27 protein-coding genes and 2 pseudogenes are annotated in these 22,655 nt (G+C 61.0%); 25 read left to right on the forward strand and 4 right to left on the reverse strand.

Going from position 1 to position 22,655, the window contains the following annotated elements:
- Positions 1-38: 38 nt before the first annotated feature.
- A pseudogene (locus ACTG2B_RS11560) lies at positions 39-572 on the reverse strand (phage portal protein); the annotation flags it as partial.
- 324 nt (positions 573-896) lie between these two features.
- Here ACTG2B_RS11560 and ACTG2B_RS11565 point away from each other — a divergent pair.
- The gene (locus tag ACTG2B_RS11565) at positions 897-1,553 is read left to right on the forward strand and encodes a tetratricopeptide repeat protein (protein WP_337074148.1); all 657 of its coding nucleotides are present in this window, start codon (positions 897-899) and stop codon (positions 1,551-1,553) included.
- Positions 1,554-1,564: 11 nt separating this feature from the next.
- Here ACTG2B_RS11565 and ACTG2B_RS11570 read toward each other — a convergent pair whose 3' ends face one another.
- The 3 genes from ACTG2B_RS11570 to ACTG2B_RS11580 are packed head-to-tail and all read right to left on the reverse strand — an operon-like array spanning position 1,565 to position 4,702.
- Complete coding sequence (locus tag ACTG2B_RS11570; RefSeq protein ID WP_042067783.1) at positions 1,565-1,816, reverse strand: ogr/Delta-like zinc finger family protein; 252 nt, start codon at positions 1,814-1,816, stop codon at positions 1,565-1,567.
- Positions 1,817-1,874: 58 nt separating this feature from the next.
- A complete protein-coding gene (locus ACTG2B_RS11575; protein ID WP_439995853.1) occupies positions 1,875-2,888 on the reverse strand; it encodes a phage portal protein in 1,014 nt (337 codons plus the stop codon).
- On the reverse strand, positions 2,885-4,702 hold the full coding sequence (locus ACTG2B_RS11580; protein WP_439995855.1) for a terminase large subunit domain-containing protein: 1,818 nt from the start codon (positions 4,700-4,702) through the stop codon (positions 2,885-2,887). Before ACTG2B_RS11580 ends, ACTG2B_RS11575 begins: the two co-directional genes overlap by 4 nt.
- Positions 4,703-4,876: 174 nt before the next feature.
- Here ACTG2B_RS11580 and ACTG2B_RS11585 point away from each other — a divergent pair, with 174 nt between their 5' ends.
- The 24 genes and pseudogenes from ACTG2B_RS11585 to ACTG2B_RS11700 all read left to right on the forward strand — a co-directional run bounded on the left by ACTG2B_RS11585 (position 4,877) and on the right by ACTG2B_RS11700 (position 22,007).
- On the forward strand, positions 4,877-5,749 hold the full coding sequence (locus ACTG2B_RS11585; protein WP_439995856.1) for a GPO family capsid scaffolding protein: 873 nt from the start codon (positions 4,877-4,879) through the stop codon (positions 5,747-5,749).
- Positions 5,750-5,758: 9 nt separating this feature from the next.
- Positions 5,759-6,808: a phage major capsid protein, P2 family gene (locus ACTG2B_RS11590; protein ID WP_439995858.1), complete on the forward strand. Its 1,050-nt coding sequence runs from the start codon at positions 5,759-5,761 to the stop codon at positions 6,806-6,808.
- A 3-nt stretch (positions 6,809-6,811) separates the two neighbouring features.
- Positions 6,812-7,537, forward strand: a complete 726-nt coding sequence (locus tag ACTG2B_RS11595) for a terminase endonuclease subunit (RefSeq protein WP_439995860.1) — start codon at positions 6,812-6,814, stop codon at positions 7,535-7,537.
- 116 nt (positions 7,538-7,653) lie between these two features.
- The gene (locus tag ACTG2B_RS11600; protein ID WP_439995862.1) at positions 7,654-8,115 is read left to right on the forward strand and encodes a head completion/stabilization protein; all 462 of its coding nucleotides are present in this window, start codon (positions 7,654-7,656) and stop codon (positions 8,113-8,115) included.
- 8 nt (positions 8,116-8,123) lie between these two features.
- Entirely contained in the window at positions 8,124-8,636 is a 513-nt protein-coding gene (locus ACTG2B_RS11605; protein WP_439995863.1) for a phage tail protein, read from the forward strand.
- On the forward strand, positions 8,633-9,319 hold the full coding sequence (locus ACTG2B_RS11610; protein ID WP_439995865.1) for a phage virion morphogenesis protein: 687 nt from the start codon (positions 8,633-8,635) through the stop codon (positions 9,317-9,319). Before ACTG2B_RS11605 ends, ACTG2B_RS11610 begins: the two co-directional genes overlap by 4 nt.
- A gap of 4 nt (positions 9,320-9,323) precedes the next feature.
- Positions 9,324-10,448, forward strand: a complete 1,125-nt coding sequence (locus tag ACTG2B_RS11615; protein WP_439995867.1) for a DUF2586 domain-containing protein — start codon at positions 9,324-9,326, stop codon at positions 10,446-10,448.
- A 3-nt stretch (positions 10,449-10,451) separates the two neighbouring features.
- On the forward strand, positions 10,452-10,907 hold the full coding sequence (locus ACTG2B_RS11620; RefSeq protein WP_439995869.1) for a phage protein: 456 nt from the start codon (positions 10,452-10,454) through the stop codon (positions 10,905-10,907).
- Positions 10,908-10,916: 9 nt separating this feature from the next.
- Positions 10,917-11,126 carry a TraR/DksA family transcriptional regulator gene (locus ACTG2B_RS11625; protein ID WP_203975780.1) on the forward strand — a complete coding sequence of 70 codons (210 nt, stop codon included), beginning with the start codon at positions 10,917-10,919 and terminating at the stop codon, positions 11,124-11,126.
- 21 nt (positions 11,127-11,147) lie between these two features.
- The gene (locus ACTG2B_RS11630; RefSeq protein ID WP_029299936.1) at positions 11,148-11,471 is read left to right on the forward strand and encodes a phage holin, lambda family; all 324 of its coding nucleotides are present in this window, start codon (positions 11,148-11,150) and stop codon (positions 11,469-11,471) included.
- Positions 11,461-11,922: a glycoside hydrolase family 24 protein gene (locus tag ACTG2B_RS11635; protein WP_439995871.1), complete on the forward strand. Its 462-nt coding sequence runs from the start codon at positions 11,461-11,463 to the stop codon at positions 11,920-11,922. Before ACTG2B_RS11630 ends, ACTG2B_RS11635 begins: the two co-directional genes overlap by 11 nt.
- Positions 11,919-12,362, forward strand: a complete 444-nt coding sequence (locus tag ACTG2B_RS11640) for a hypothetical protein (protein ID WP_439995873.1) — start codon at positions 11,919-11,921, stop codon at positions 12,360-12,362. The genes ACTG2B_RS11635 and ACTG2B_RS11640 overlap by 4 nt, the downstream gene beginning before the upstream one ends.
- Positions 12,262-12,489 carry an Rz1-like lysis system protein LysC gene (lysC, locus tag ACTG2B_RS11645; RefSeq protein ID WP_439996932.1) on the forward strand — a complete coding sequence of 76 codons (228 nt, stop codon included), beginning with the start codon at positions 12,262-12,264 and terminating at the stop codon, positions 12,487-12,489. The genes ACTG2B_RS11640 and lysC overlap by 101 nt, the downstream gene beginning before the upstream one ends.
- A complete protein-coding gene (locus tag ACTG2B_RS11650) occupies positions 12,486-12,749 on the forward strand; it encodes a putative phage tail assembly chaperone (RefSeq protein ID WP_029299933.1) in 264 nt (87 codons plus the stop codon). Before lysC ends, ACTG2B_RS11650 begins: the two co-directional genes overlap by 4 nt.
- A gap of 49 nt (positions 12,750-12,798) precedes the next feature.
- Positions 12,799-12,933 (forward strand): DUF6890 family protein, encoded by a 135-nt coding sequence (locus ACTG2B_RS11655; protein ID WP_439996933.1) that lies wholly within the window; start codon positions 12,799-12,801, stop codon positions 12,931-12,933.
- Between the two features lie 6 nt (positions 12,934-12,939).
- Positions 12,940-14,711, forward strand: a pseudogene (locus ACTG2B_RS11660) (phage tail tape measure protein).
- Positions 14,711-15,034: a DUF2590 family protein gene (locus ACTG2B_RS11665; protein WP_236341257.1), complete on the forward strand. Its 324-nt coding sequence runs from the start codon at positions 14,711-14,713 to the stop codon at positions 15,032-15,034. The pseudogene ACTG2B_RS11660 and the gene ACTG2B_RS11665 overlap by 1 nt, the downstream one beginning before the upstream one ends.
- Entirely contained in the window at positions 15,031-16,218 is a 1,188-nt protein-coding gene (locus ACTG2B_RS11670; protein ID WP_439995875.1) for a baseplate J/gp47 family protein, read from the forward strand. Before ACTG2B_RS11665 ends, ACTG2B_RS11670 begins: the two co-directional genes overlap by 4 nt.
- Entirely contained in the window at positions 16,211-16,894 is a 684-nt protein-coding gene (locus ACTG2B_RS11675; protein WP_439995877.1) for a phage tail protein, read from the forward strand. The genes ACTG2B_RS11670 and ACTG2B_RS11675 overlap by 8 nt, the downstream gene beginning before the upstream one ends.
- Positions 16,891-18,372, forward strand: coding sequence for a phage tail-collar fiber domain-containing protein (locus ACTG2B_RS11680; protein ID WP_439995879.1), 1,482 nt, complete (start codon positions 16,891-16,893; stop codon positions 18,370-18,372). Before ACTG2B_RS11675 ends, ACTG2B_RS11680 begins: the two co-directional genes overlap by 4 nt.
- 2 nt (positions 18,373-18,374) lie before the next feature.
- The gene (locus ACTG2B_RS11685; protein ID WP_323925817.1) at positions 18,375-18,965 is read left to right on the forward strand and encodes a tail fiber assembly protein; all 591 of its coding nucleotides are present in this window, start codon (positions 18,375-18,377) and stop codon (positions 18,963-18,965) included.
- 5 nt (positions 18,966-18,970) lie between these two features.
- Positions 18,971-19,843 carry a hypothetical protein gene (locus tag ACTG2B_RS11690; RefSeq protein WP_439996934.1) on the forward strand — a complete coding sequence of 291 codons (873 nt, stop codon included), beginning with the start codon at positions 18,971-18,973 and terminating at the stop codon, positions 19,841-19,843.
- Entirely contained in the window at positions 19,840-20,400 is a 561-nt protein-coding gene (locus ACTG2B_RS11695) for a hypothetical protein (RefSeq protein ID WP_408841379.1), read from the forward strand. Before ACTG2B_RS11690 ends, ACTG2B_RS11695 begins: the two co-directional genes overlap by 4 nt.
- Positions 20,397-22,007: a hypothetical protein gene (locus tag ACTG2B_RS11700; RefSeq protein ID WP_439995881.1), complete on the forward strand. Its 1,611-nt coding sequence runs from the start codon at positions 20,397-20,399 to the stop codon at positions 22,005-22,007. The genes ACTG2B_RS11695 and ACTG2B_RS11700 overlap by 4 nt, the downstream gene beginning before the upstream one ends.
- The last annotated feature ends 648 nt before the right edge of the window (positions 22,008-22,655 follow it).

The following is a 22,655-nucleotide window of genomic DNA, read 5'->3' on the forward strand; positions in this document are numbered from 1 at the left end:
AATCAACAGCCTATCTTGCCACGGCAAACACTGTTTGTTTATACAGTTGAACCGATATTCTCCCGAAAATCGACCCAGAGGGAGCGAGGGAGTCCCGCGCTGTTGATGGCATCCTGGATAAGCTCACACAGCGGCAGCACCTCGTTGCGCGCATAGGTGGCATCGTACTTCTCGGGATCCCCGAGCCCTCCCCCGCCATTGGTCGGAATGATGCCGGCCAGCGCCGCCGGAAAGCGGTGAGAGGTCAATACGTCCTGAGCGGTGATCCCCTTGATGGCCGCGAACTCGTCCTTGGTGGCGATATCCCCCACCGGAATAAACTTGATGCCATCGGGCTTGCCGTCCGGGATGTTCACAAACATGGAGCGAAAGTTCCCGACGCCCTTACTGCTCGCAATCATCTCCTTCATCTCATCCTCGGTGTCATCGTCCATGTTCGGGTCGGTGGCGTAGAAGATGAAGCCCATGTGGGCGCCATTGAGGAAGTATTTGCGCCTAAACAGGGTGGCATCCTAGTTAAGCAGCGCCGATTGCAGGCAGCCCAGGTAGTCGGGCATGCCATAGATCTGCTGTTATACCAAATACTTCAATTGTAAGAGTACTCACACCACGATCCGTTGTTGCAGTGTTTCACAATGCATTCATACCAAAAGTGCATTCAAGCGCAACGGCTTAATCCCCAATTGCTAAATATTAGATATAAAAGTGTCCATGTGACTTTATTAAGATGCAATAAGCGGCACTTTAAAAAATTACCACCCCTCTGGCTTCAGCAAACCAATCGCTCCCTACACAGCTCATCCCGCCTGACCAAAATGGCCCCCCAAATGACTGGTACTCAATTAAGTCTCGTGCTATATTTGACATTACATAATAAACTATAGTGGTAACAACAAATGAAGAAAATATTTCTGATTAGCTTAATGCTTCTGTTAGGGTTCAACACTCTGGTTCATGCGGAAGAGGTATCTTTAGCTAACTTAATTGAATTGGCAAAAAAAGGAGATGCTTCTGCACAAAATCAACTTGGTGAAATTTATGGGGATGGTGAAATTGTCCCACAGGATATTCAAAAATCAGTCGAATTTTATCAGAAGGCGGCTAACCAAGGGTTAGCAGAAGGTCAAGTTAATCTTGGTTTAAGCTACTATTTTGGCCTCGGTCTAAATGAAGACTATAAAAAAGCTGTTGAGTGGTACCGAAAGGCAGCAGAACAAGGAAATGCTGATGGACAGTTTTATCTTGGGGCATCCTATTATTTTGGCGAGGGTATTCCAAAAAATGAAAAACAAGCTTTTGAGTGGTATCTCAAAGCCGCGGAACAGGGACATAACACTGCCCAATTTAAGCTAGGGACTATGTATTTGGAGGGCTCTGGTGTTGTGTCAGATAATAAAAAAGCTTATGCTTGGTATTCTGCCTCAGCATCTAATGAATATGAAGATGCAATCGATGCTATAAAGAACACAGCTGATAAATTGACACCTGACGAGTTAATCAGTGCCAAGGAACTTGCACAGAATTACATAAAAAAATATAAAAAAAATAAATGAAAATAGGGGCGCTATTGCGCCCCCAGTCCTTTCAATACCAACTGCCTCCCCTCTGGCGTGAGTGAGCCCATCAAGCTGAGCACCAGCTGGTTGGTGGTCTTGGCCGAGGGGCTTAGGGTGTGGGCGAACGACAAGGTGGCCACCCAGCTGTGGCCACACTCTGCATCGGTGCACTGGCAGTAGAGATCCGAGACATCATCGCTCAGTCGGTTGGTCTTGGTAATGCGGCCCCGCTGGCCACACACTTTGCAATAAACCCGCATTACGCCCCCTTTTCTATCCAAATCAACAGCCTATCTTGCCATAGCAAACACTGTTTGTTTATACAGTTGAACCGATATTCTCCCGAAAATCGACCCAGAGGGAGCGAGGGAGTCCCGCGCTGTTGATGGCATCCTGGATAAGCTCACACAGCGGCAGCACCTCGTTGCGGGCATAGGTGGCATCGTACTTCTCGGGATCCCCGAGCCCTCCCCCGCCATTGGTCGGAATGATGCCGGCCAGCGCCGCCGGAAAGCGGTGGGATGTCAGCACATCCTGAGCAGTGATCCCCTTGATGGCCGCAAACTCGTCCTTGGTCGCAATGTCCCCCACCGGGATCAGCTTGATGCCGTCGGGCTTGCCGTCCGGGATGTTGACGAACATAGAACGGAAGTTACCCACACCTTTGGAGCTGGCGATCATCTCCTTCATCTCCTCCTCGGTGTCATCGTCCATGTTCGGGTCGGTGGCGTAGAAGATGAAGCCCATGTGGGCGCCGTTGAGAAAGTATTTGCGCCGAAACAGGGTGGCATCCTGGTTGAGCAGGGCCGACTGCAGGCCGCCCAGGTAGTCGGGCATGCCGTAGATCTGCTGCTCTGGGTCGTACTGGGCCAACCAGATGACATCCTCCGGCCGGTAGATCAGGTTCGGCTTGCCCTGCTGCAGATAAACAAAGCAGCCATCCTCGCGCCGGCGCAGATAGACGCTGGAGAGCGGCAGCAGTCCCACCACCTGGTTAAACCCGTTGCGCAGTTTGAGCAGGCCAGCATCCCCGAACTGCAGGTAGTTATGGGCAAAGGCGGTGACCGTGGTGCGCTGGTTGGTAAAGCGCCCCGCCACCATATTGCGGCGCGCCATCAAAATGGCCCCGTGGTGGGCATTGGCCCGCACCACCTTGGCAAGCCCCTTGCGCTCGATAGGTGGCTGGTAATACTCGCCGTAGGGGTTGTAGAACACCCCGGTGTAATCGGTCATCCAGGCCGTGGGATCGATGGCCTCCGGCATGCTGAACGCCACCGCGCTCTTTGCTGATGTGGCCGCCCGGGCCGGTTGGGGTTTGTGTCGCTTGGTCATGCTGCCTTTCTCTCCTGGCTGGTTGCCCAGGTGGATTTACGTTTGCGGGTGGTATCGAGGGGCTCGTTGGCCACAGCGTGGGCGATGGCAAAAAAGACGTCAGCGTGGCCGGTCACATTGTCGCGAGCGGCCCGAAACGTCATCTGGCCGCCGCCGGTGGTGCTGCGCTTGATGGCGAGAAACGCGAGCGGTATATCCCGATCTGCGCTGTCCCACTCGATGCGGTTTGCCTCCACCACGTCGATCATCTTGAGGACCAGCCGCGATTTGCTCTCGATGCTGTAGTTGATGGGGTGGCATATGCCTTTGAAGGTGGGTTTCAAGAGGTCATACACCCCGGCGCCGATGCCGGAGACATCGACCCCGAGATAGGTGACCCGAAACTTCTTGGCGATGCGCTCGATCTCCTGCGCCTGGTACTGGAAATTGAGCCCGCGCCAGTAGTGCTTCTCGAGTACCCGAAAGCGCTCGCCGACGACCATGGGCGGGGCAACCACCACCAGGGTGGCGTTGTCACGGGTTCGGCTCGGGTCGTACCCCAGCCACACCTCGCGCCGGCCAAACGGGTCGGGCCGCCCGGGCTTGTAGTCTTCCCAGCGGCTGGGGTCTACCCCCGCCCGCTCCATATCCTGGAATTTGAACACCGACAGGGCATCGTCGATAAAGCGGCACATATAGAGGCGATCGAACACCTCCTCCGGGTACTCGTCTTTCAGCTCCTCAATGTCGATGAGGTTGCAGCCAAGCCGAATGGCATCTTCGATGGTGATGACGTAACGCCACTGCCTATCCGGGCAGATGCGGCCGCCATCGCGCAGGTCATTTTCGCCCGGGAAGTCGATGGCCACCCGGCTCGGGCGTTGCCCCTTCCAGCGATCCCCCGTCCAGAACCGGTACGCCTCGTGAACCTTGCTCGATGGCGTCGAGAAGTAGGTCTTGCGCCATCGGCTCTGGGTCGCCATGGCGCTGGCCACGTCCGAGAGCTTCTCGAAGTTGGGGATCCAGAAATACTCGTCGATATAGACGTTGCCGGAGCGGGACTGGGCGCTGTTGGAGTTGGTGGAGCAAAAGTGCAGCTCTGCGCCGTTCGACAGCACAATGGGGTTACCGGTCAGAGTGACACCGAGGAAGGTCTGGGCAATCTTGCAGATGTAGGAGCGAAACACCTCCGCCTGGGCGCGGGTGGCGGACAGGAATATCTGGTTGCCGCCGGTAAGAATGGCATCTTCCAGTGCCTCGCCGGCGAAGTAGTAGGTCATGCCGATCTGGCGGGACTTGAGGATGTTGCGAGTGCGCGGCAGTGCCGGGTCGTTCTTGGCCTCCCGACAGCACAGCTGATAACCAAACAGAGTCCCCAACCACTCGGCAAAGTCTGCCTCCGTCAGGCGGCTGACTTCATTCTTGCCCTTCTTGCCGCCCTTCCCCTTGCGGCCGCCATCCTGACCACCGCGCCCGCGTGGGGTTCGCGGCGGGGCAGGTTCGTCTCCCGTTTCACGTTGGGCCTTGAGGGCCTGCTGGCGCTCGGCCCACTTGATGGCCCTCTCTTTGAGGCTGACGTGGTGGCCGATAAGCCGGTCCAGTTCGTCCAGCTCGGCGCTGGTTTTCTTCTCACGCCCGAGCAGCGACTGCACCCGGCGGGCAATGGCATCTTCCACCGCCTCTTCGGTCAGCAGGTCACGCCAGCCGTACTTCTCGGCCCAGAAGTAGACCACTCGGCAGGAGTTGAGCCCCAGTTCGTCCTTGATCTCCTGGGGTGTCCATCGTTTAAGGTAGAGTCCCCGCGCGGCATTGCGGATCTCTTCGGGATACGCCACGGCGCCTCCATCAGGTGAATGATGGCGCCATCATAGCCAGCCCCTCCCCTTGCTTATCTCACTGATGTTCCACGCAATTCGGATATCCCGCTGGATCCGAATCGCCACGAACACAACCGGATGAAACACCCTTGCCGACCCGATAGCCTGAGCCCGAATTATTTGGGAGCAGGCATGAGCGCAACAACCTTGAGAACAGATTGGGTCTGTATTGCCACCGAAGGCAAATCGGTGGACGGGCGGGATATTACCCGCGACTGGCTCACCGACATGGCCGAGACCTACGATCCCGATTTCTACACGGCCTTGCTGTGGCCGGAGCACGATCGCTGGTCAAACTTCGGCGTGGTGCAGGCGCTCAAAACCGTGGAGGTCGATGGCAAGCTCAAGCTGTACGCCATCCTCTGCCCGAATCGCGATCTCATCTACTACAACCAGAACGGCCAGTATCAGTTCTGCTCCATCGAACCCTTCGAGAACTTCGCCGACACCGGCCGCACCTATCTGTTTGGCCTTGGCGTCACTGACGAGCCGGCCAGCATCGGTACCACGCGCCTCAAGTTCAACTCCAAGCACAGACGCCACACCATCGGCACCAGCGAACAACTGGATCTCTCCGCGTTCAAGCTCCCCAAGCACGAGAAGGCCGATGGCCTGATCGCCAAGTTTTTCAGCTTCCTGGCCAGTCATGGCGAGCAAGCGCCCACGACTGCCCCCAGCCAACCCGAGGATGAGGAAATGACCAAAGAACAGTTCGACCTGCTGCTGGGGGCCGTCAATGGCCTTGGCACCAAGATCGAAGGCTTCAGCACCAGGCTGGAGACCAAACCCACCACCGAACAGCCCGCCGCACCGGCTGCAGAGCCCACCAAGGTGGACGCACAGCCCGGCATCACTGCGGAGCAGTTCAGCAAGCTGGAAGAAACCCTCTCTGGACTGGCCAACACGGTTGGCGAGCTGAAAGGCCAGATCGACCAGTTCTCTGTCGAGAAGCCGGGCCAGCGCCCGGACGCCCTCGGCGGTGACGATACCCCCGCAGTCTATTAAGGAGCGACCGTGAGCCAGACCCTTACCGTCCAGGCCATGCAGCGCCTGGAGCAATACAGCAATGCCCTGGCCAAGGCCTACGGCATCCCCGTCAACGCGCTGGCCAAGCAGTTTAGCGTCACAGGTCCCGTGGAAACCGGCCTGCGCGCCGCGCTGCTCGCCTCCGTCGAGTTCCTCGGCCTTATCACTTGCCTGGACGTAGACCAGATCAAGGGCCAGGTGGTGCAAGTGGGCATCGGCAAGCTGTTCACCGGTCGCAAGAAGGATGGCCGCTTCAACGGCAAGATCGGCGTTACCGGCAACACCTACGAGCTGACCGAAACCGATTCGTGTGCCTCGCTCGACTGGGCCACCCTGTGCGTCTGGGCCAACGCCGGCAGCGAGGGCGAGTTCCTGCGCCTGGTGGGCGACTTCATCAACAAGGCGTTTGCCCTGGACATGCTACGCGTCGGCTGGAACGGCGTGAAAGCCGCTGACACCACCGATCCGGAGAAGAACCCGCTCGGCGAAGACGTCAACAAAGGCTGGCACCAGCTGGCCCGCGAGTGGAACGACGGCAGCCAGATCATCAAGGCCGAGGCCGGCAAGAAGATCCACTTCGACCCGGATGGCAAGGGTGATTACAAGACCCTGGACGAGATGGCCTCCGACCTTATCAACACCACCATCGATCCGCTGTTCCGCCAGGACCCGCGTCTGGTGGTACTGGTCGGCACCGATCTCGTGGCCTCGGCCCAGGCCAAGCTCTACAGCGAAGCCACCAAGCCGACCGAGCAGATCGCCGCCCAGAAGCTGGCCGAATCCATTGCCGGGCGCAAGGCCTACATCCCGCCCTTCTTCCCGGGCAAGCGGATGGTGGTCACCACCCTCGACAACCTGCACATCTACACCCAGCGCGGCACCCGCAAGCGCAAAGCCGACGATAACCAGGACAAGAAGTGTTTCGATAACCAGTACTGGCGGATGGAGGGCTATGCCATCGGCGAATACCTGGCCTATGGCGGCTTTGAAGAGGCCGACATCGAGATCGGCGCCGCCCCCACTGCGCCGAGCGAGTAAGCCATGAGCTCACCGGGTCAACGCCACAAGCAACGGGTGCAAGCCATGCAGGGGGCCGCGCAGGTCGCCTGCACGGGCATGGCTACCGGCGCGGTGGCGGACAGCCTGCACCTGCAGATGATTGCCCTGGAGCAGGACATCGTCCGCCTGCGCAAGCTGGCCCGCATCGGGGATCGGGTGAACATGAAGCGCAGCGAGCTGATGCCCAAATACCGCCCCTATGTGGAGCGCTATCTGGCAAGCATCGCCGAATCAGGCCAGCCCTATCAGAACGAGCTGTTTCAGCTGCTCACCGTCTGGGCCTTCGATGTGGGCGATTTCGACACCGGCATCGCCTGGGCCGAGCTCGCCATTGCCCAGGGCCAGCGCACCCCGAGCAACATCAAACGGGACTGGGCCCACTTTGTGGCCGACACCGTGCTGGAGTGGGCCGAGAAGCAAGCCGCCGAAGGCCATGCGGTCGAGCCCTGGTTCTCCCGGGTGTTCGACAAGGTACGAAGTGACTGGCGCCTTAACGAGCGGCTGACCGCCAAGTGGTTCAAGGCCGCGGGCTGTCTGCTGCTACGTGACCAGGACGGTCAGCCACGCCCCAGTGCCGTGGGTGACTCCGCCACGCTGGAACAGGCCGACCACTGGCTGGCCCAGGCAGAGAAGCTGCACAGCAAGGTGGGGGTCAACACGTTGCGCCAGAAGATTGCCATGCGCCTGCGGGTGCTCAATCCCGACTAACAAACCGACTCTCCGCGCCGTCGCACCCCGGCGCGAATGCCATGGACCGCCTTTGGCGAACCCAGCGGCAATTGCGTGGCGACAGGGGTGCACCTATTCAACCAGCGAGGTCACTGATGTTTGCAGGCAAGGATATCGACTACAGCGCCGCCACCATCCGCAATGACGGGTTTTGGCCCAATGTGGCCGTGGCCGATTTTGAGCGCCGCCGCGCCCTGCCTGCCGACCTTGACCCGCAAACCACCGGCGCCGCACTGCTCGCTGCCATCTCGGAAATCAACCTGCAGCTTGCGATGCGTCAGGCTGCGCTGATGGCCGAGGGCTATGCCTGCGCCGCCGAGGTGCCGGGGCCAAGCCTTGAGGGTGGCACCAATGCACTAACCGAGCAGTATCTGGCCGCGGTGTTTGCCCGCGCCAAGGCGGCCATCTTGCCGGAGTTCGCCAGCGTCACCGAGCGGCCGGCCGCCAACAACCTGGCCGAGCGGGCGCCGGAGCAGCGGGCCCAACTGCTGGCCGAGAGTCAGCAGCTGGTGCGCAGCATCAAGGGCAAACACCGGGCGGGGGTCTCGTTGATATGAGTAAAGAGATGAGTCAACAGCAGGCTCAGGGCTATTTCCTGCACGCCCTCCACGCCGAGCTCAACCGGGTGTTGCCAGCCAAGTGCCGTAAGTCCCTCGACAGCTGGATGGAGAACGGAACGATCCGGCTCGAATCACGCAACATGGGCCCGACCGGCGTAGACGTGGCCTGGCTCACCTATCAGGCGGTGTTCATCGTTGAACAACTGCCCTTTCGTGAACTGGATCCGGCCATCCTGCTGGCTGCAGTCGCCGCCTGGGTACAGGAGCACGACACGTTTCGCGAGCAGTTCGAGCTGGCCGACCCGGAATATGCGGTGACCCCGAACGATGAGAAGAGTGCCGACCTCGAGATCCAGCTCGCCTTTACCGAGCCACTGCGCCTCATCGAGCACCCGAGCGGCCCCATCAACTGGCTCGGCAAGCGCTGGCAGGTGGCGCCCTATGAGATCTGGGTGGCCGACCACATCGACATGAACGTCGGTGACACCGGCCATCACCAGGTAGGTGGCCCGGCATGATCACCATCACCCTGGACGCCCGCCGCAGCCAGGACCAGCTCAACCTGCTGGCCCTGCCCCCCCAGAAGCGCAAGCGCCTGGTGTGGCGCGCCGCGGCCGAGCTCAAAAAGCTGGCGGCCCGTCATGTGCGCCAGCAGCAAGACCCCAACGGCAAGCCCTGGGCACCGCGCAAGCGGGGCAAACGCAAGATGCTGCGCGGCCTGCCCAAGCTCTTGGAGATCCACGCCCCCGGCCAGGACGTGGCCGAGCTCGGGTTCAAGCGGGGGACGATGAACGCCCATGCCGGGGTTATCGCCAACACCCACCAGAAGGGACACACCTATCAGGTGACCGCGGCCAGCCGGCGTCGCATAGCGAGCAGCGAGGGCAGCAAGCTCAAACCCGCGACCAAGGCGCAGGCCCGCAAGCTGCGCGAGCTCGGGTTCAAGCGCCCGGGCGCACGCAAGGGGTCATACCGCTCGGCGTCGCTTGGCTGGATCACCGGCCATCTCAACTACGCCCAGGCGGGATTGCTCATCAGGAAGCTCAAGGATGAACCGGTAAAAGCGAGCTGGGAGATTGAGCTCCCTGCCCGCCCGTTCCTCGGCGCCAACGCCAAACAACGGGCGCAAACCTTTGCCCGCGCCCTGCAGAGCATCGACTACGGCTGGGACGTCAACAAGCAAGAGATGAAGGGGAAATAACGCCATGTGGCCTTATGTACAGATTAACAACTTGAACCAGATGCAGGGGCCGGTGACCGAAGTCGAGCGCCACCTGCTGTTTGTCGGCACGGCACCAAGCAATACCGGCAAGCTGCTCTCCCTCAACACCCAGAGCGACTTTGACAAGCTGCTGGGCGAGCCTGCCAGTGCGCTCAAATCCAACCTGCAGGCCGCCATGGCCAACGCCGGCCAGAACTGGACGGCGGCCGCCTTTGTGCTGCCCACCGACATGGACTGGAAAGATGCCGTCCGTGAGGCCCAGAAGACCCAATCCTTTGAAGGGGTGGTGGTATTGGGTCAGGAGTGGGACGAGGCAAAGATCAACGCCGCCCACGCGCTGAACCAGGAGCTGATCGCCAAGTGGGGTCGCTGGCAGTTCATGCTGCTGGCGGTCGCGGGGATCAATGCCGCCGAGCAGGATGGCCAGAGCTGGAGCGACTACGAGGCCGCCCTGGTCACCCTGCAAGATGGCATCAAGGCCGAATCCGTCACCCTGCTGCCGCAGCTGTGGCCCAACCTCGCCGGCGCCTATGCCGGACGCCTCTGCAACCGGGCAGTGAGCATTGCCGATACCCCGTGCCGGGTGAAAACCGGCGCCCTGGTCGGCCTTGGCAACAAGCCCAAGGACAAGGACGGGATCGAGCTGCCGCTCGCCACCCTGCAGACCCTGGAGCAGAACCGCTACTCGGTGCCGATGTGGTACCCGGACTATGACGGCATCTATTGGGCTGACGGCCGCACCCTGGACGCCGAGGGCGGTGACTACCAGGTGATCGAAAACCTGCGGGTGGCCTACAAGGTGGCGCGCCGGATGCGGGTGCGTGCCATCGCCCGTATCGGCGATCGCTCGTTCAACTCCACTCCGGGCAGCACGGCCGCCGCCATCCTCTACTTTGGCAAAGACCTGCGCGAGATGGCCAGGACCACCACCATCAACGGCCAGCCGTTCCCGGGCGAGATCACCTCCCCCCGGGACGGCGATATCGCTATCCAGTGGACCGACAAAAACCACGTCTCCATCTACGTGGTGATCCGCACCGTGGAGTGCCCCAAGGGGATCACCATCAACATCATGCTCGATCTGAGCCTCACCAATGGGGAGGGCTAACCCATGACCAGACGCATTTCAGGGCAGAGCTTCGACATTGAACTGCTGGGCACCATGGTGCACGTCGAGAAGGCCAGCCTCACCATCACCGACAACAGCGCCGTCGCGCAAACCCGCGGCATCCCTGACGGCTTTGTGGATGGCGAGGTATCGGCCGAGTGCGAGTTCGAGCTCGATGCCAAGAACTTCAAGCTGCTGAGCGATGCCGCCAGACGGGCCGGCAGCTGGCGCGGGCTGAAACCGGACGATGTGCTGTTCTACGCCGACACCGGCGACGAAACCATGAAGGTGGAGGCCTTCGGCGTGAAGCTGCAGATCGCCGACCTGCTCGACATCGACCCCAAAGGGGGCAGCAAGGGGGTGCACAAGCTCAAGGGCATCGTCACCTCCCCCGACTTCGTTCACATCAATGGCGTGCCGTACCTCTCGGATGACGACACCCGCCACCTCAAAGGGTAAGGAGGCCAGGTGGACGATATCGACCGCGCAAACAACCACGCCGCCCGGATGCTGGCCGTGCATCTGGCCAACCAGGTGGGCAAAGGGCGCTACCAGGGGGAGAGCCGGCACCACTGCGAAGAGTGCGACGACCCCATCCCGGCAGCACGCCGCCAACATGTGCCGGGGGTGCGGCTCTGCGTCCCCTGCCAGAGCCGCGCCGAGCGACGCGGGCAATAACGAGAACGGGATATGAACCCTATGCCGAACAAAGACCCCACCCTCTGGGCCGCCCTGATGGCCTGGCTGATGGACAACTGGCCCGCCGTGTCCGGGGCATTGCTGGCGCTGAGCATCTCCTTCATGCGCATCACCTATGACGGCGGCAGCGGGCGCCGCCGTCTGATCGAGTCCACCCTGTGCGGCCTCATCACCCTGGCCGCAGCGTCGGGCACCACCCTGCTCGGCGTCCCCTATGAGGCTGCCCCCTTTATCGGTGGCGTGGTGGGGCTGCTTGGAGTGGACATCATCCGCGAAAAGGCCAAGACGGTGCTGAGCAAAAGGGGGAACAACGATGCCGCGTAGTCACTGCCACCCGCAGGTGGCCGCGTTTCTCGACATGCTGGCCTATGCCGAAGGCACCAAGGGCCGGGGTGATGACGGCTATAACAAGCTGGTCAATCCGGCGGGGTTCTTTGAGAGCTACGCCACCCACCCGAACGTGCTGGTGCAAGTCAACAAGACCCTGAGCAGCACCGCGGCTGGCCGCTATCAGTTCCTGTCAAAGCACTGGACCCACTACCGCGATCAGCTCGGGCTGCCGGATTTTAGCCCCGCGTCGCAAGACAGCTGGGCAATCCAGCTGATTCGCGAGCGCAAGGCGCTGGACGATGTGATCAAGGGGCGTATCCCCCAAGCGGTGGCCAAGTGCGCCAACATCTGGGCCAGCCTGCCAGGCGCCGGTTACGGCCAGCGCGAGCACCAGCTGGCCGACCTGCTGGCCAAATTCACCGAGTTCGGCGGGGTACTGGCATGAGCACCTTCAAGGCACTGCTCTCCAATGTGCTGCTGGTCCTGGTGTTGGTGATGGGCGCCGCCCTGTTTCTTGGCAGCCGAATGCTGGAGAGCCGGTGCAAGGCGCTCGCCACCGCCAATGAGACCATCAACACCCTGCAGCAGACCAACCAACTGCAGGCCAGTCAGCTGGCGACGCTGCAACGCGATGCCGAAGGGATGCGCAAGTTGCTGGGGGCCCAGAACGCCGCCCTTGCCGAGCTCGACCAACAACAGAGGAAAACCGCCGATGAACTGCAACAAGCGCTGGCCACGCCGCCGGCGGGCCGCCCGAACTGCGCTCGCGAGCCTCTGCCTGACGCTGCTTTGCGCCTGCTCCAGCCAGCCCAAAACCGTAGTGCAAACGCAGGTCATCAAGCGGCTACCACCGCCGGGGCTGGTGCCCCACTGCCCGGAGCCTGATTTCACGGGGGGCACCTACGGCGATGCCGTGCGGTTTATCCCTACCCTGCAGATGGCGCTGCGCCGCTGCCAGACCCAAATCAACACCCTGAACCATTGGATTGAACAAGAGGAAACCACCCCATGACCACCCCCATCATCACCCTGGACGTCGCCGGCAAAGAGCTGAAATTCGCCCCCACCATGGTGGCCTACAACGGCTTTATCAACGACATGATGCCAAGCGACAAGGTGGCACCGGCCCACAACTACCTGAAAAAGATCGTCTGCCAGGAGAGCAAAGAGGCGCTCGATGAGCTGCTCAAGCGCCCGGGCGCAGCGCTGCAGCTGGCAGGTGCCATTAACCAGCAGTTCGCCCCCGACTTGGAGATCACCGTAAAAAACTGACGGCGCGCGCCGAGGCTATCGAGCGCATCACCTGGAGCAGGCGCTGGCGCTGCGGCGCCATTACCTGCCCCATGACGATGACGACATCGACAGCCTGGCCCGCGCCATCTGGTTAGACCGGCACGCCCGGGAGTCCCACGCCGCTGCAGTGGCCGAGGGCATCGCCAACGCATTCAACGGATAACGACCTATGGCCTGGATGGAAAAATTGATGATGCAGGTGGCTTTGGTGGATCAGGTCACCAAGCCCCTTGCTGGCATCAATGCCCAGATGGACAAGGTCAGCAAGGCCGGCCGCCAGGGCTGGAGCAGCATGGCGATGGGGGCCACCACGGTGGCCGCCGGCGGCATGGCGATCCAGTCTGCCCTCGGTCCGGCCATCGAGATGGACCGGGCGCTGGCCGAGGTGGCCTCGCTCGATGTGCAAAAAGATGTGCTCGGGGCGCTCGGGCGTGAAGCGTTGAAGCTCTCTATCCAGTATGGGGAGTCGGCCACCGAGATTGTCCGCTCCTCCTACGATATCCAATCTGCCATTGCCGGACTGGAGGGGAACGAGCTGCCCGCCTTCACCCGCGCATCCACCACCCTGGCTAAGGCGACCAAGGCCGACACCGCTACCATCACCAACTACATGGGGACCATGTACGGCATCTTCGAGCAGCAGGCCAAGCAGATGGGCAAGGCCAACTGGGTCGAGGATGTGGCCGGCAAGACCTCGCTTGCGGTGCAGTTGTTCAAGACCACCGGCCAGGGCATGGCCGATGCGTTCGGGGCAATCGGTGCCAACGCCACCGCTGCTGGCATCGCGATGGACGAGCAGTTCGCCGTGCTCGGCCAGCTGCAGGCCACCATGAGTGGCAGCGAGGCCGGTACCAAGTTCAAGGCGTTTCTGGCTGGCGTCGGCAATGCCCAGAAGGCGCTCGGCATCCAGTTCACCGATGCCGCGGGCAACATGCTGCCGGTGCTCACCATGCTGGACAAACTCAAGGCCCGCTATGGCGAAACCCTGAGCGTGGCCGAGGGGACGAGCTCAAGAAGGCATTCGGCTCGGATGAGGCGGTCAGCATGATCAAGCTCTTGATGACCAACACCAAGGCACTCGCCACCAACATCAATGCGCTGGCCAACACCCACGGCATGGGCAAGGCCGAGCAGATGGCCGCCGCCATGACCGACCAGTGGCAGCGGGTCGAGCAAGCCTGGTTTGCCATCCGCGCCGCCGCGTTCGGAGTGGTACTGCCCGCCATCAACGCCGTGATGAGCGTCTTTGCCGATGGCGCCAACGAGGTGCTGCGCTGGACACACCTCTTCCCGAACCTGACCAAGGTCATCAGCTATGCCCTGCTTGCCATCGTGGGATTAAGCATGGTCACCGGTACCTGGATGCTGATCGCCGGCTTGGCCAAGCTGGCTACCCTGGGGCTCGGCATCGCCTGGTCCATCATCACCGCCCCGCTCGCTCTGCTCAATGCCGGGATGGCGACCTTTCGCGCCATCCTGCTGGCGGTCAACATCGCCATGTATGCCAACCCTGTGGGTCTGATCGTGGCGGGCATCGTGCTGCTGATCGGTGCCGTCGCGGCGGCCATCTACTACTGGGACGACCTGAAAAAGAGCATGGCCGACTGGAGCGTGTTCAAGCTGCTCGGGCAGGCTGTGGATTGGCTGGTCGAGAAGCTGAACATGATCCCGGGCGTCAATATCGAGATGGGCAGCATGCCGGATCTCAACCTGCCCAATCAGGAGAACATCAACGCTCCCCTCGCCCGCTTTAGCCAGGGCACCCCGAGCCGCGTACCGGCGGGCGGACTGGGCCAGCAGCTGATCCAGGCCAACGCGGCCGCGACCACCGCCAACCAGAAACCGGCAAAAGCTCTGAGCATCGGGGAGGTTCATAACCACTTCCAGAACCCGATGACACCTGAGCAGATGGCCGAAAACGCCTGGCTGGAGACCCCGTGATGAGTGATGCCAAGTACATCGATATCTGGGTTGTAGACGGGGCATGGCAGCTGGATGCCGGCGGCCAACCCCGTTACACCCAGGACCGCCACAGCATCGGTCAGGACATTAAGCACCGGATCATGGAGTCGGGGCTGGCCCGCAAGCTCATTGGCGAACGTAGCCCGACCCTGCGCGCCGATGTGATGACCGAGATCGAGCTGCTGGTTGAGAACGACGAGCGACTGGTGCCCGGCACCATCGTGATCCGCGAAGAAGCCCCCGAACGGGTGCTGGTCACTGCTCGCACCTATGAATTTGGCGATCTGGAGGTAACCCTGTGAACCTGCGCCCCAACGTGGATTTTATGGCCCTGCTGGCCGAGGCCGGTGTGCCGACCACCGAGCAGGCCATGGAGGCCGAGCTTAAAAAAGAGGTCGAGGCCGCCGGCTCCCTTATCACCAACGACAGCGATGTGAGCCCCTTCTGGCGGCTGGTGCGCGGCGTGGTGATCACCCCGGCGCTCTGGCTTATCCGCACCCTGCTGGCCGGCCATGTGCTGCCCAACACCTTTGCCGCTACCGCCACCGATGCCTATCTCGACCTCAAGGCATGGGATGTGGACCTGACCCGCAAGGGAGCCCAGAAGACCCGCGGGGTGATCAACTTCGTCAAGGCCAATCCGAGCGAAGCGGTCACCATCCCGGCCGATATCTGGGTCAGCACCGAGCGCATCAACGGCACCATCTACCGGGTCAAACCGCTGCAAGCGGTGGTAAGCCCGGCCGGTGAAGCGGTGGCTCGCGTGGTGTGCGAGGCCGAGTTCGCGGGCGCGGCCTGGAATCTGGCCCCGGGCTACTACAACCTGCTGAGCGAACCGGTGACCGGCATCTTGTCAGCCCGCAACGATGACAAGGAGTGGATCACCACCCAGGGCGCCGATGCCGAGAGCAACGATGCACTGGGGCTGCGTATTCAGAACCAGTTCTCGGCAGTGGGTCGCTATCACATCGACGCAATCTACCGCTCGATGCTGGCGAGCGTCGCCGGCATTCGCGCCGATCACATCTTCTTCGAGCATGAAGCGCCGCGGGGTCCAGGCACCGCCAACGCCTACATCCTGCTGGAGGTGGGCGCCACCCCAGCCAGCCTGATTGCCCAGCTTAACGATTACGTGGGCCGCCAGGGCAACCATGGCCACGGCGATGACCTGTTTGTGATGGCGATGCCAGAAACCCAACACAGCCTCACGCTGGAGCTGTGGCCGGTGGCCAACCTCACCGACGAGCAGAAGGTGGCCCTCAAGCAGGGCGCGGAATCACTGGTCAAAGCGGCGTTTCGCCAGTCGGCGGATTTTCCGAGCGTCACTCGCACCTGGCCGCGCTCACGTTTTTCCCTCTCGCAGCTGGCCCGCGAGCTGCACAGCCAGTTCCCGCAGCTGCAAAGCCTCAAGTTTGCGCAAGATGACATCATCTCGGGGCTGGCCATTCCGCGCCTGAACACGCTGGAGGTGACCCTCTATGACTAATCCGACCCCGCTTGAACACAGCAGGCAAGCGCCTCGGCTCCCCGATGCCAGCGCTCCCTGGTGGGAGGATGGCTACACCATCAGCCCGGCCCACGCCGAGCCCGGATTTCTGGCCAAGGGCATCAACGCCTTCTGGCAACGACTCAAGGGGTGGCTGTTGCTGCCGCTGGCCCAGCAAGACCCGCTCACCTGCTCGGAGTCCCTGCTGGCGCTGCTTGCCTGGGAGCGGGACATTGCCCGCTTTGAATCAGAGCCGCTGGCGCTGTTTCGCAAGCGGGTCAAGTTTGCCTTTGTAAATGCCAGGGACGCGGGAGAGGTCGCCGGCTTTAAGCGCATATTCGAGCGCCTTGGCATCGGCTGGTGCGACATCCACGAACGGCAAGCCGGTGCGCCGTGGGACGTCATCACCATCGAGGTGACCGACAGCAGCATCGCCAACAACCAGACGCTGATGGAGACGCTGATCCAGCACTATGGCCGCACCTGCCGCCGCTATCGCTTTCAGGTGGTTTACCCGGTCGCCGGTCACATCGGCTATGGCCAGTTTGATATGAGTCAGGAGGTCTTTGCCGCCCGCCTCACCCCGCACAAAGCCAGATATCGGCTGGCACCTGGACACATCCAGATGATCCAGCACGTCTATGGCGCAACGCTGAAAACCAAGGAGACCCGATGAGCCAAGTCATCACCAACGCATTCGAGACCTATTGGCAAGGCTGCCTCACTGACCAGGTGCCGGTGGTGCTCGATGAGGTCGTGCTGGCGGATATCCCCAATCTGGATATCACCGTACCCATCGACCCGAATACCGGCCTGCCGCCGCAGGCGCAGATTGTCCATCGCCATCCGGTCGATCAGCGCGGTCGCATCAACAACAACGCCGTGGCTTACTCCATCGTGATGGATACCACCGTGGGCAACTTCTCATTCAATGCCATGTACCTCATCAACAAGGCCAGCGGCATGGTCGGGATGATTGTTTACAAGGGGCGGGAGACCAAAACCAAGACTGACCAGGCGACAGGTACCACCGGCAACAGCCTGGTGAAATCCATGTTGATGGAGTACGACCAGGCGGCCACCGCCACCGTGACCACCGTCGAGGCAGGCACCTGGCAGATTGACTACTCCGCCCGCCTGCTCGGCATGGACGAACAGCTGCGCCTGCAAGCGATCGCCTGCTTCGGGTCATCGGCCTTCTTTGGCGATGGATTCAAGCTGATCAACAAGGCGGGCAGCTACAAGGTGCAGCCGGGGGTGGCCATGGTCGGCGGCCTGCGTATTCAGCTGGATGCCGAACAAGCTGTCACTGTTGGGGCCAAGCCGGTCGGGGTCTGGGTGGATGTGCATCGCGCCGGCACCATCCTGAGCCGCTGGGATAACCATATCGAGTTCAAGACCAGCACCACAGAGCTGAGCGATTACACCGACAGCAGCGGCTATCGCCACTATGTGGCCAAGTTGGGGGTGGTCGAAGCCAACGCAACCGTCACGGACAAGCGTCAAGCCAATGAGTCTGCCGACCTGTGGGCGGTGTTGGAGGCGCTTCGCAAGCAGATGGAGCAAAGCGCCAGTGACATGGCGAAAGCGCTGGCAGACCATGCCAAGGGGAGAAACCACCCCTCTGCCACCACTACCGAACAAGGGATGGTGCGCAAGGCGACAGATGAAGAGGCGCGGCTTGGTGAGTCCATTGACGCGGTGATGTCAGCCAAGAACGTCGCTGATGCGGTCAAAGAGATGCTCAAGCAGATGTTTGTTGGTATCCCGTTGCCATGGATGAAAGCTGAGCCACCGGAATGGGGCATGAATATCACAGGGCAAGCCATCAATCCGGCCACAGACCCCATCCTCGCATCACGATACCCAACTTTGAGAATGCCGGACATTCGTGCCGGGTTTATCCGTGCATGGGATAACGGAAAGGGAGTCGATCCTGACCGTGTGCTGCTGTCAAACCAGGCCGACTCTATTGGTAGCCACACTCACACAACAAAGTTTCTGCAAGGCGCTATTACACCCGGGACCGCGAACTATTTAGCACCAAATAATTCTTCTGGTGGGACGTATGCAGACACATCAGTGAACAATCCGCATGGTAGTGGCACATATCCAATGAACACCGCATACAACATGATCACTATGAGAGGGTAAACATGCCGAACCTCCAGTATGACGAACAGGGTTTTGCCACAGAAAGCGGCTGGGAAAGCTGTCACTGTTGTGATGGACGAGGGATTTATCAGGGGGAAATGGAACAATATGTAAGCATTAACAGTGGGCTGCCAGCCGGAGCGTATCTAGATGCGCCGCCCCCATTTCAAGCAGGTGTATGGCCGAGTAGAACAGACCACGATTCACCGTGGACCACCGTGCCTGACTTACGCGGCAATACGGCCTATAACATTGACACCAAGGAAGCGCGCGAAATCACTGAGGTCGGCCCCCTGCGTGAACGTGAAACCCTGCTCCAACCGTCATCACCATACGATGCGTGGGATGGAGTGAAATGGGTTACCGATCGTGATGCTGAAGCTGCCGCGGCACTGGCCGCAGCAACTGCAACTCGTTCCGCTCTGCTGGCAGAGGCAAACCAGCATATCGCCGTGTTAAGTGATGCGGTTGATTTGGGAATGGCAACAGCGGATGAACAGGCTGCCTATAACGCGTGGCGCCGCTATCGGGTAGAGCTGACCCGCCTCGACTTGACTGTAACCCCGATCGCGTGGCCGGAGAAACCGCAGTGAGTTGGATGCAAGGCACCCTGCACTGGCCGGCCAGCACCGGGGCGATACACGCCAGCGCCAGCGGGGTGCTTGGCCAACTACCTGACCGCCAGACTGGCGCGGTGGCCCGCTTGCAAGCTCTGGCGCCCAGGGCGCAATACCGCCCCACGCCGATCAGCCAAGCCGCTGCTGCGCTGGCTGGGCTGCGGGCTGAGCTTGATCGATTGCTGGTCACCGGCCGCTGCCTGACGGTCACCCCCTATCAGCATGGGGTGGGCCAGCACCAGGGCAACCAGTACAGCCTCGCCGCCCCCAACGCAGTGGCCACCCTTGCCGCCAAGCTGCAGGACGGGGCCGATCCATTACTGCCGACTGGCAATCTGCACGCCATCGCCTGGCTGGTCACCGGTAACAGCGAAACCGCGCTGGCCGATGCGTTGGCGCCGCTTTGTGCCATCCTGCCGCTGCCGGAGTGGTGCGCGGCCCTGCGTCGCCTCACGGCCCACAACGATGCCATGAGCAAACCGACCGCCGCCAAGGTGCCACGCTGGAAAGCTGACGAGCCGCTGGTATGGGATCCGCTGCGCCAGGCTCGCTCACAGCTCGGGGCCGAGATCGCCCAGCTGGAGAGCCTGGCACAGGGGACCATAACCCCGATTGCCCAGTTGGCAACCCTGGCAGAACGCCGCGCGGACAAACTGACAGAGCTGGAGAAGGCTCTCGACCAGCTGGCTACCATCAGCGGCCAGCTGTGGCACTGGCAAGCACAAGGTGATGCAGCAAGCCTTGCCGCCCAACTGGGCCAGAGCAACCCGCCAGATCATAGCCACAGCATGACGGTCGGCGCCCTGCTGCTCTCCCCCTCCCCGCTCACCTTCTGGCAGGAGTTAACCCGATGAGCAACACCGCCATGCTCACCCTGGACGGTGAGCCGATTGTGATGAAGTCGATGCGGATCACCGCATCGATGCAATTTCAGGACAAAGACAGCAGCGGCCAGACCAGTTCGACCAGCAGCTCGGAGCAAGGGGCCAAAGCCAAGGAGCTCGATATCTCGGGGCTGGTCCCCTTCAAGGATGAGCAGACCCTGAGCCGGCTGTTTGAGCTGGCCGATACCAAAGGCGATGGCGGCAAGCGCCACATCTACCGGGTCGGGTCACTCCTGGCCAAATCGGTGAAGGTGCGCCAGGCCAAGTTTGCCGGACGCATTACCGCCAGCGAACAGGAGGGGCTGCTGGCGTGGCAAGTGCAGTTCACCCTGCGCGAACACAACTCGGTGCCCGAGAAGCGGGAGCAGCGGATGCCAAAGACACCCGCCACCGTGGGCCAGGGCAACGCCAACACCAAACCGGCCAAGCCGTCAGAGGGAGCGCCCGCCTCCGAACAAGAGCAGCTGAGCTCATGGGAGCAAGCCATCAAGGGGCTGGATAACAAACTGGGAGACCTGATGGCGTGAAACTCTCGACCAACCTCACCCTGGGCGGGCAACCGGCCAACCTCATCGACCACGATATCGTGCTTGATCTCTGTGCAGGTGGGCGCGCCGCCCTCACTATCGAGGGGAACGCCGATAGGGGGCAAACCCTGACTGTGGATCTGGGCTACAACGGCGAGCTGCGCCGCTGGTTTACCGGATATGTGTATGACGTGCAGCCCGCCAGCAATGGCGCCTGCAAGCTGATGTGCCGAGAGCTGGCCGGGATACTGGGGAGTGCATTTCCGGTCAGCCTTCAGCACGCAACCCTGCGCGGCCTACTGGCCTGGTTGAGCGACCAGACCAAGCTCACCTTTTTGCTGCCTGATGGGGCCGACTATACCGATCGGCCTATCCCCAACTTCACCAGCGCAGGCACCGGATATCAGCTGCTCAACAACGCCGGGCGCGCCTTTGCGGTACCGGATTTCATCTGGCATCAGCAACCGGATGGCGCCATCTTCGTCGGCAGTCACGCCCACAGCCGCTGGGCCGATCGGGCGGTTGAGCTGGATCCGGCCTTCTCCGGCCGCCAGGCGGGTAACACTCTAACCACGGCGCCGATCCCGGCCATGCGCCCGGGCGCTATCGTCAACGGCAAGCGGGTGGAGCGGGTACGCCTCAAGGGCGACGAGATGACCCTCACCACGGCAACACCAGGTAAACCGGTAAAGTCGCCGGAGCGGCGCAAGATGGAGGGAGAGTTCCCGGAGCTGGCCAACCAGATGCACCTGCCCAAGTTCGGGCGGGTCGAGGCCATCAGCGACAGCGCAGCCGCTGGCCAGCTCAATGATCCGTTTCGCCCGCGCTATGCGGTGGACGTGCAACTGCTGGGCGAAGATGGCCAGCCGGACAAGGCCGCCCCACTCTATCGCGCCGTGCCGCTGCCGGTGATGTTCGGCGGACCAGAGCAGGGGCTGCTGCAATTCCCCATCGAGGGAACCATCGTGGAGCTGGGGTTCGCCTTCGGTCGCGCTGACCGGCCATTTATTCGCACTGTGCTGGGCTCGGGCTGGCCGTTGCCGGATATTGCCCCTGGCGAGCAGCTCCTGCAGCAACGGGCCGAGGTGTTCAGCCGCACCGATACCGTGGGCAACCAGAGTCGCCATACCGACCGCCGCCAGCATGACAAGGCGATGCTGATGCACCGCGAGGCGGACGACTACCAGGGCGAGTTCGGCCAGCACCGGCTCACTACCAAGCAGCATAGCGTGGAGCAGATCGGGGCAATGAAGCGCATCGAGGCGCTCGGGGCCATCGAGCTGCTGGCCGGTGATGAGTTGATGGCGGGGTGCCTGGGCAATATGACCCACACCGCAGCCGGTGATCTGGTGGAGGTGATCGGGCAACTGCGCCGCAGTGTGACCGGAGAGCTGCAGCACTTCGAGGCACCACGTTCGTGGATGGGTAGCGAGGGGGTGAACATCTTCGGTCTGCTACTGCAGCTCATGAACCTGGTGGAGCAGCTGGCCGCTACCACCGCGAGCCATACCCACGGCGGGCCAGCACCAACCAATGCCGAGACGTTCAACGGCCAGAGCAAGCAGGCCGGCCAGTTGGCCAAGACCCTCTCCCCCATCATCGAATAGCCCACCAAGCGAAGAAGGCCCCACATTGTGGGGCCTTCTTCTATCTGCCTGGCAGCACCAAAGCATGGCCAGGGAAAGGCGCCGCATGTAGGGCACCGTCAGGCAGGCGCACATCATACGCGAGGCACAGAGCCGAGCACAGCAGCAAGAGCACCACGGAAAAGCCCACAGCGGCGTCTGCGCCACGGAATCCGCGCTCATCCGCTCCCGCCTGCGGGCTTCACCGGTAAAAATTTTTGCAAAAGTGGATTACCGCAAAACCATATGCCCAGACCGCGCCAGATAAAGGATCTGCAGAGTGTTGAGGATCTGAAATGAAGGATCATTTTTGCAGGGTTTTACAGTTTGAAAGGTCTATCGATAACACAAAAAAATCATAAAACGTTGAATGATAATGATTTTTTTACTTTCCTTGGTAAATCACATGACTATAAGGAATGATACATATCACGTATAAAACAAAAAAGCCTTATTTTTTCATTACGTTAGGCGTTAAACAGTATGTTCTGAAAACTGAAGCAAGCCACAAACCACAACAGACTCAAATGTGCGCGCATCGCGCAAATAACAGCAACTCAAATCAGTAATCAATTGCTTGATTACATCAAAGATAATATAACTCACAAAGTCAAAAATCATTAACATAGC

Origin of the sequence: Aeromonas sp. 30P (assembly GCF_051919805.1) — a bacterium.
GTDB classification, from domain to species: domain Bacteria; phylum Pseudomonadota; class Gammaproteobacteria; order Enterobacterales; family Aeromonadaceae; genus Aeromonas; species Aeromonas veronii.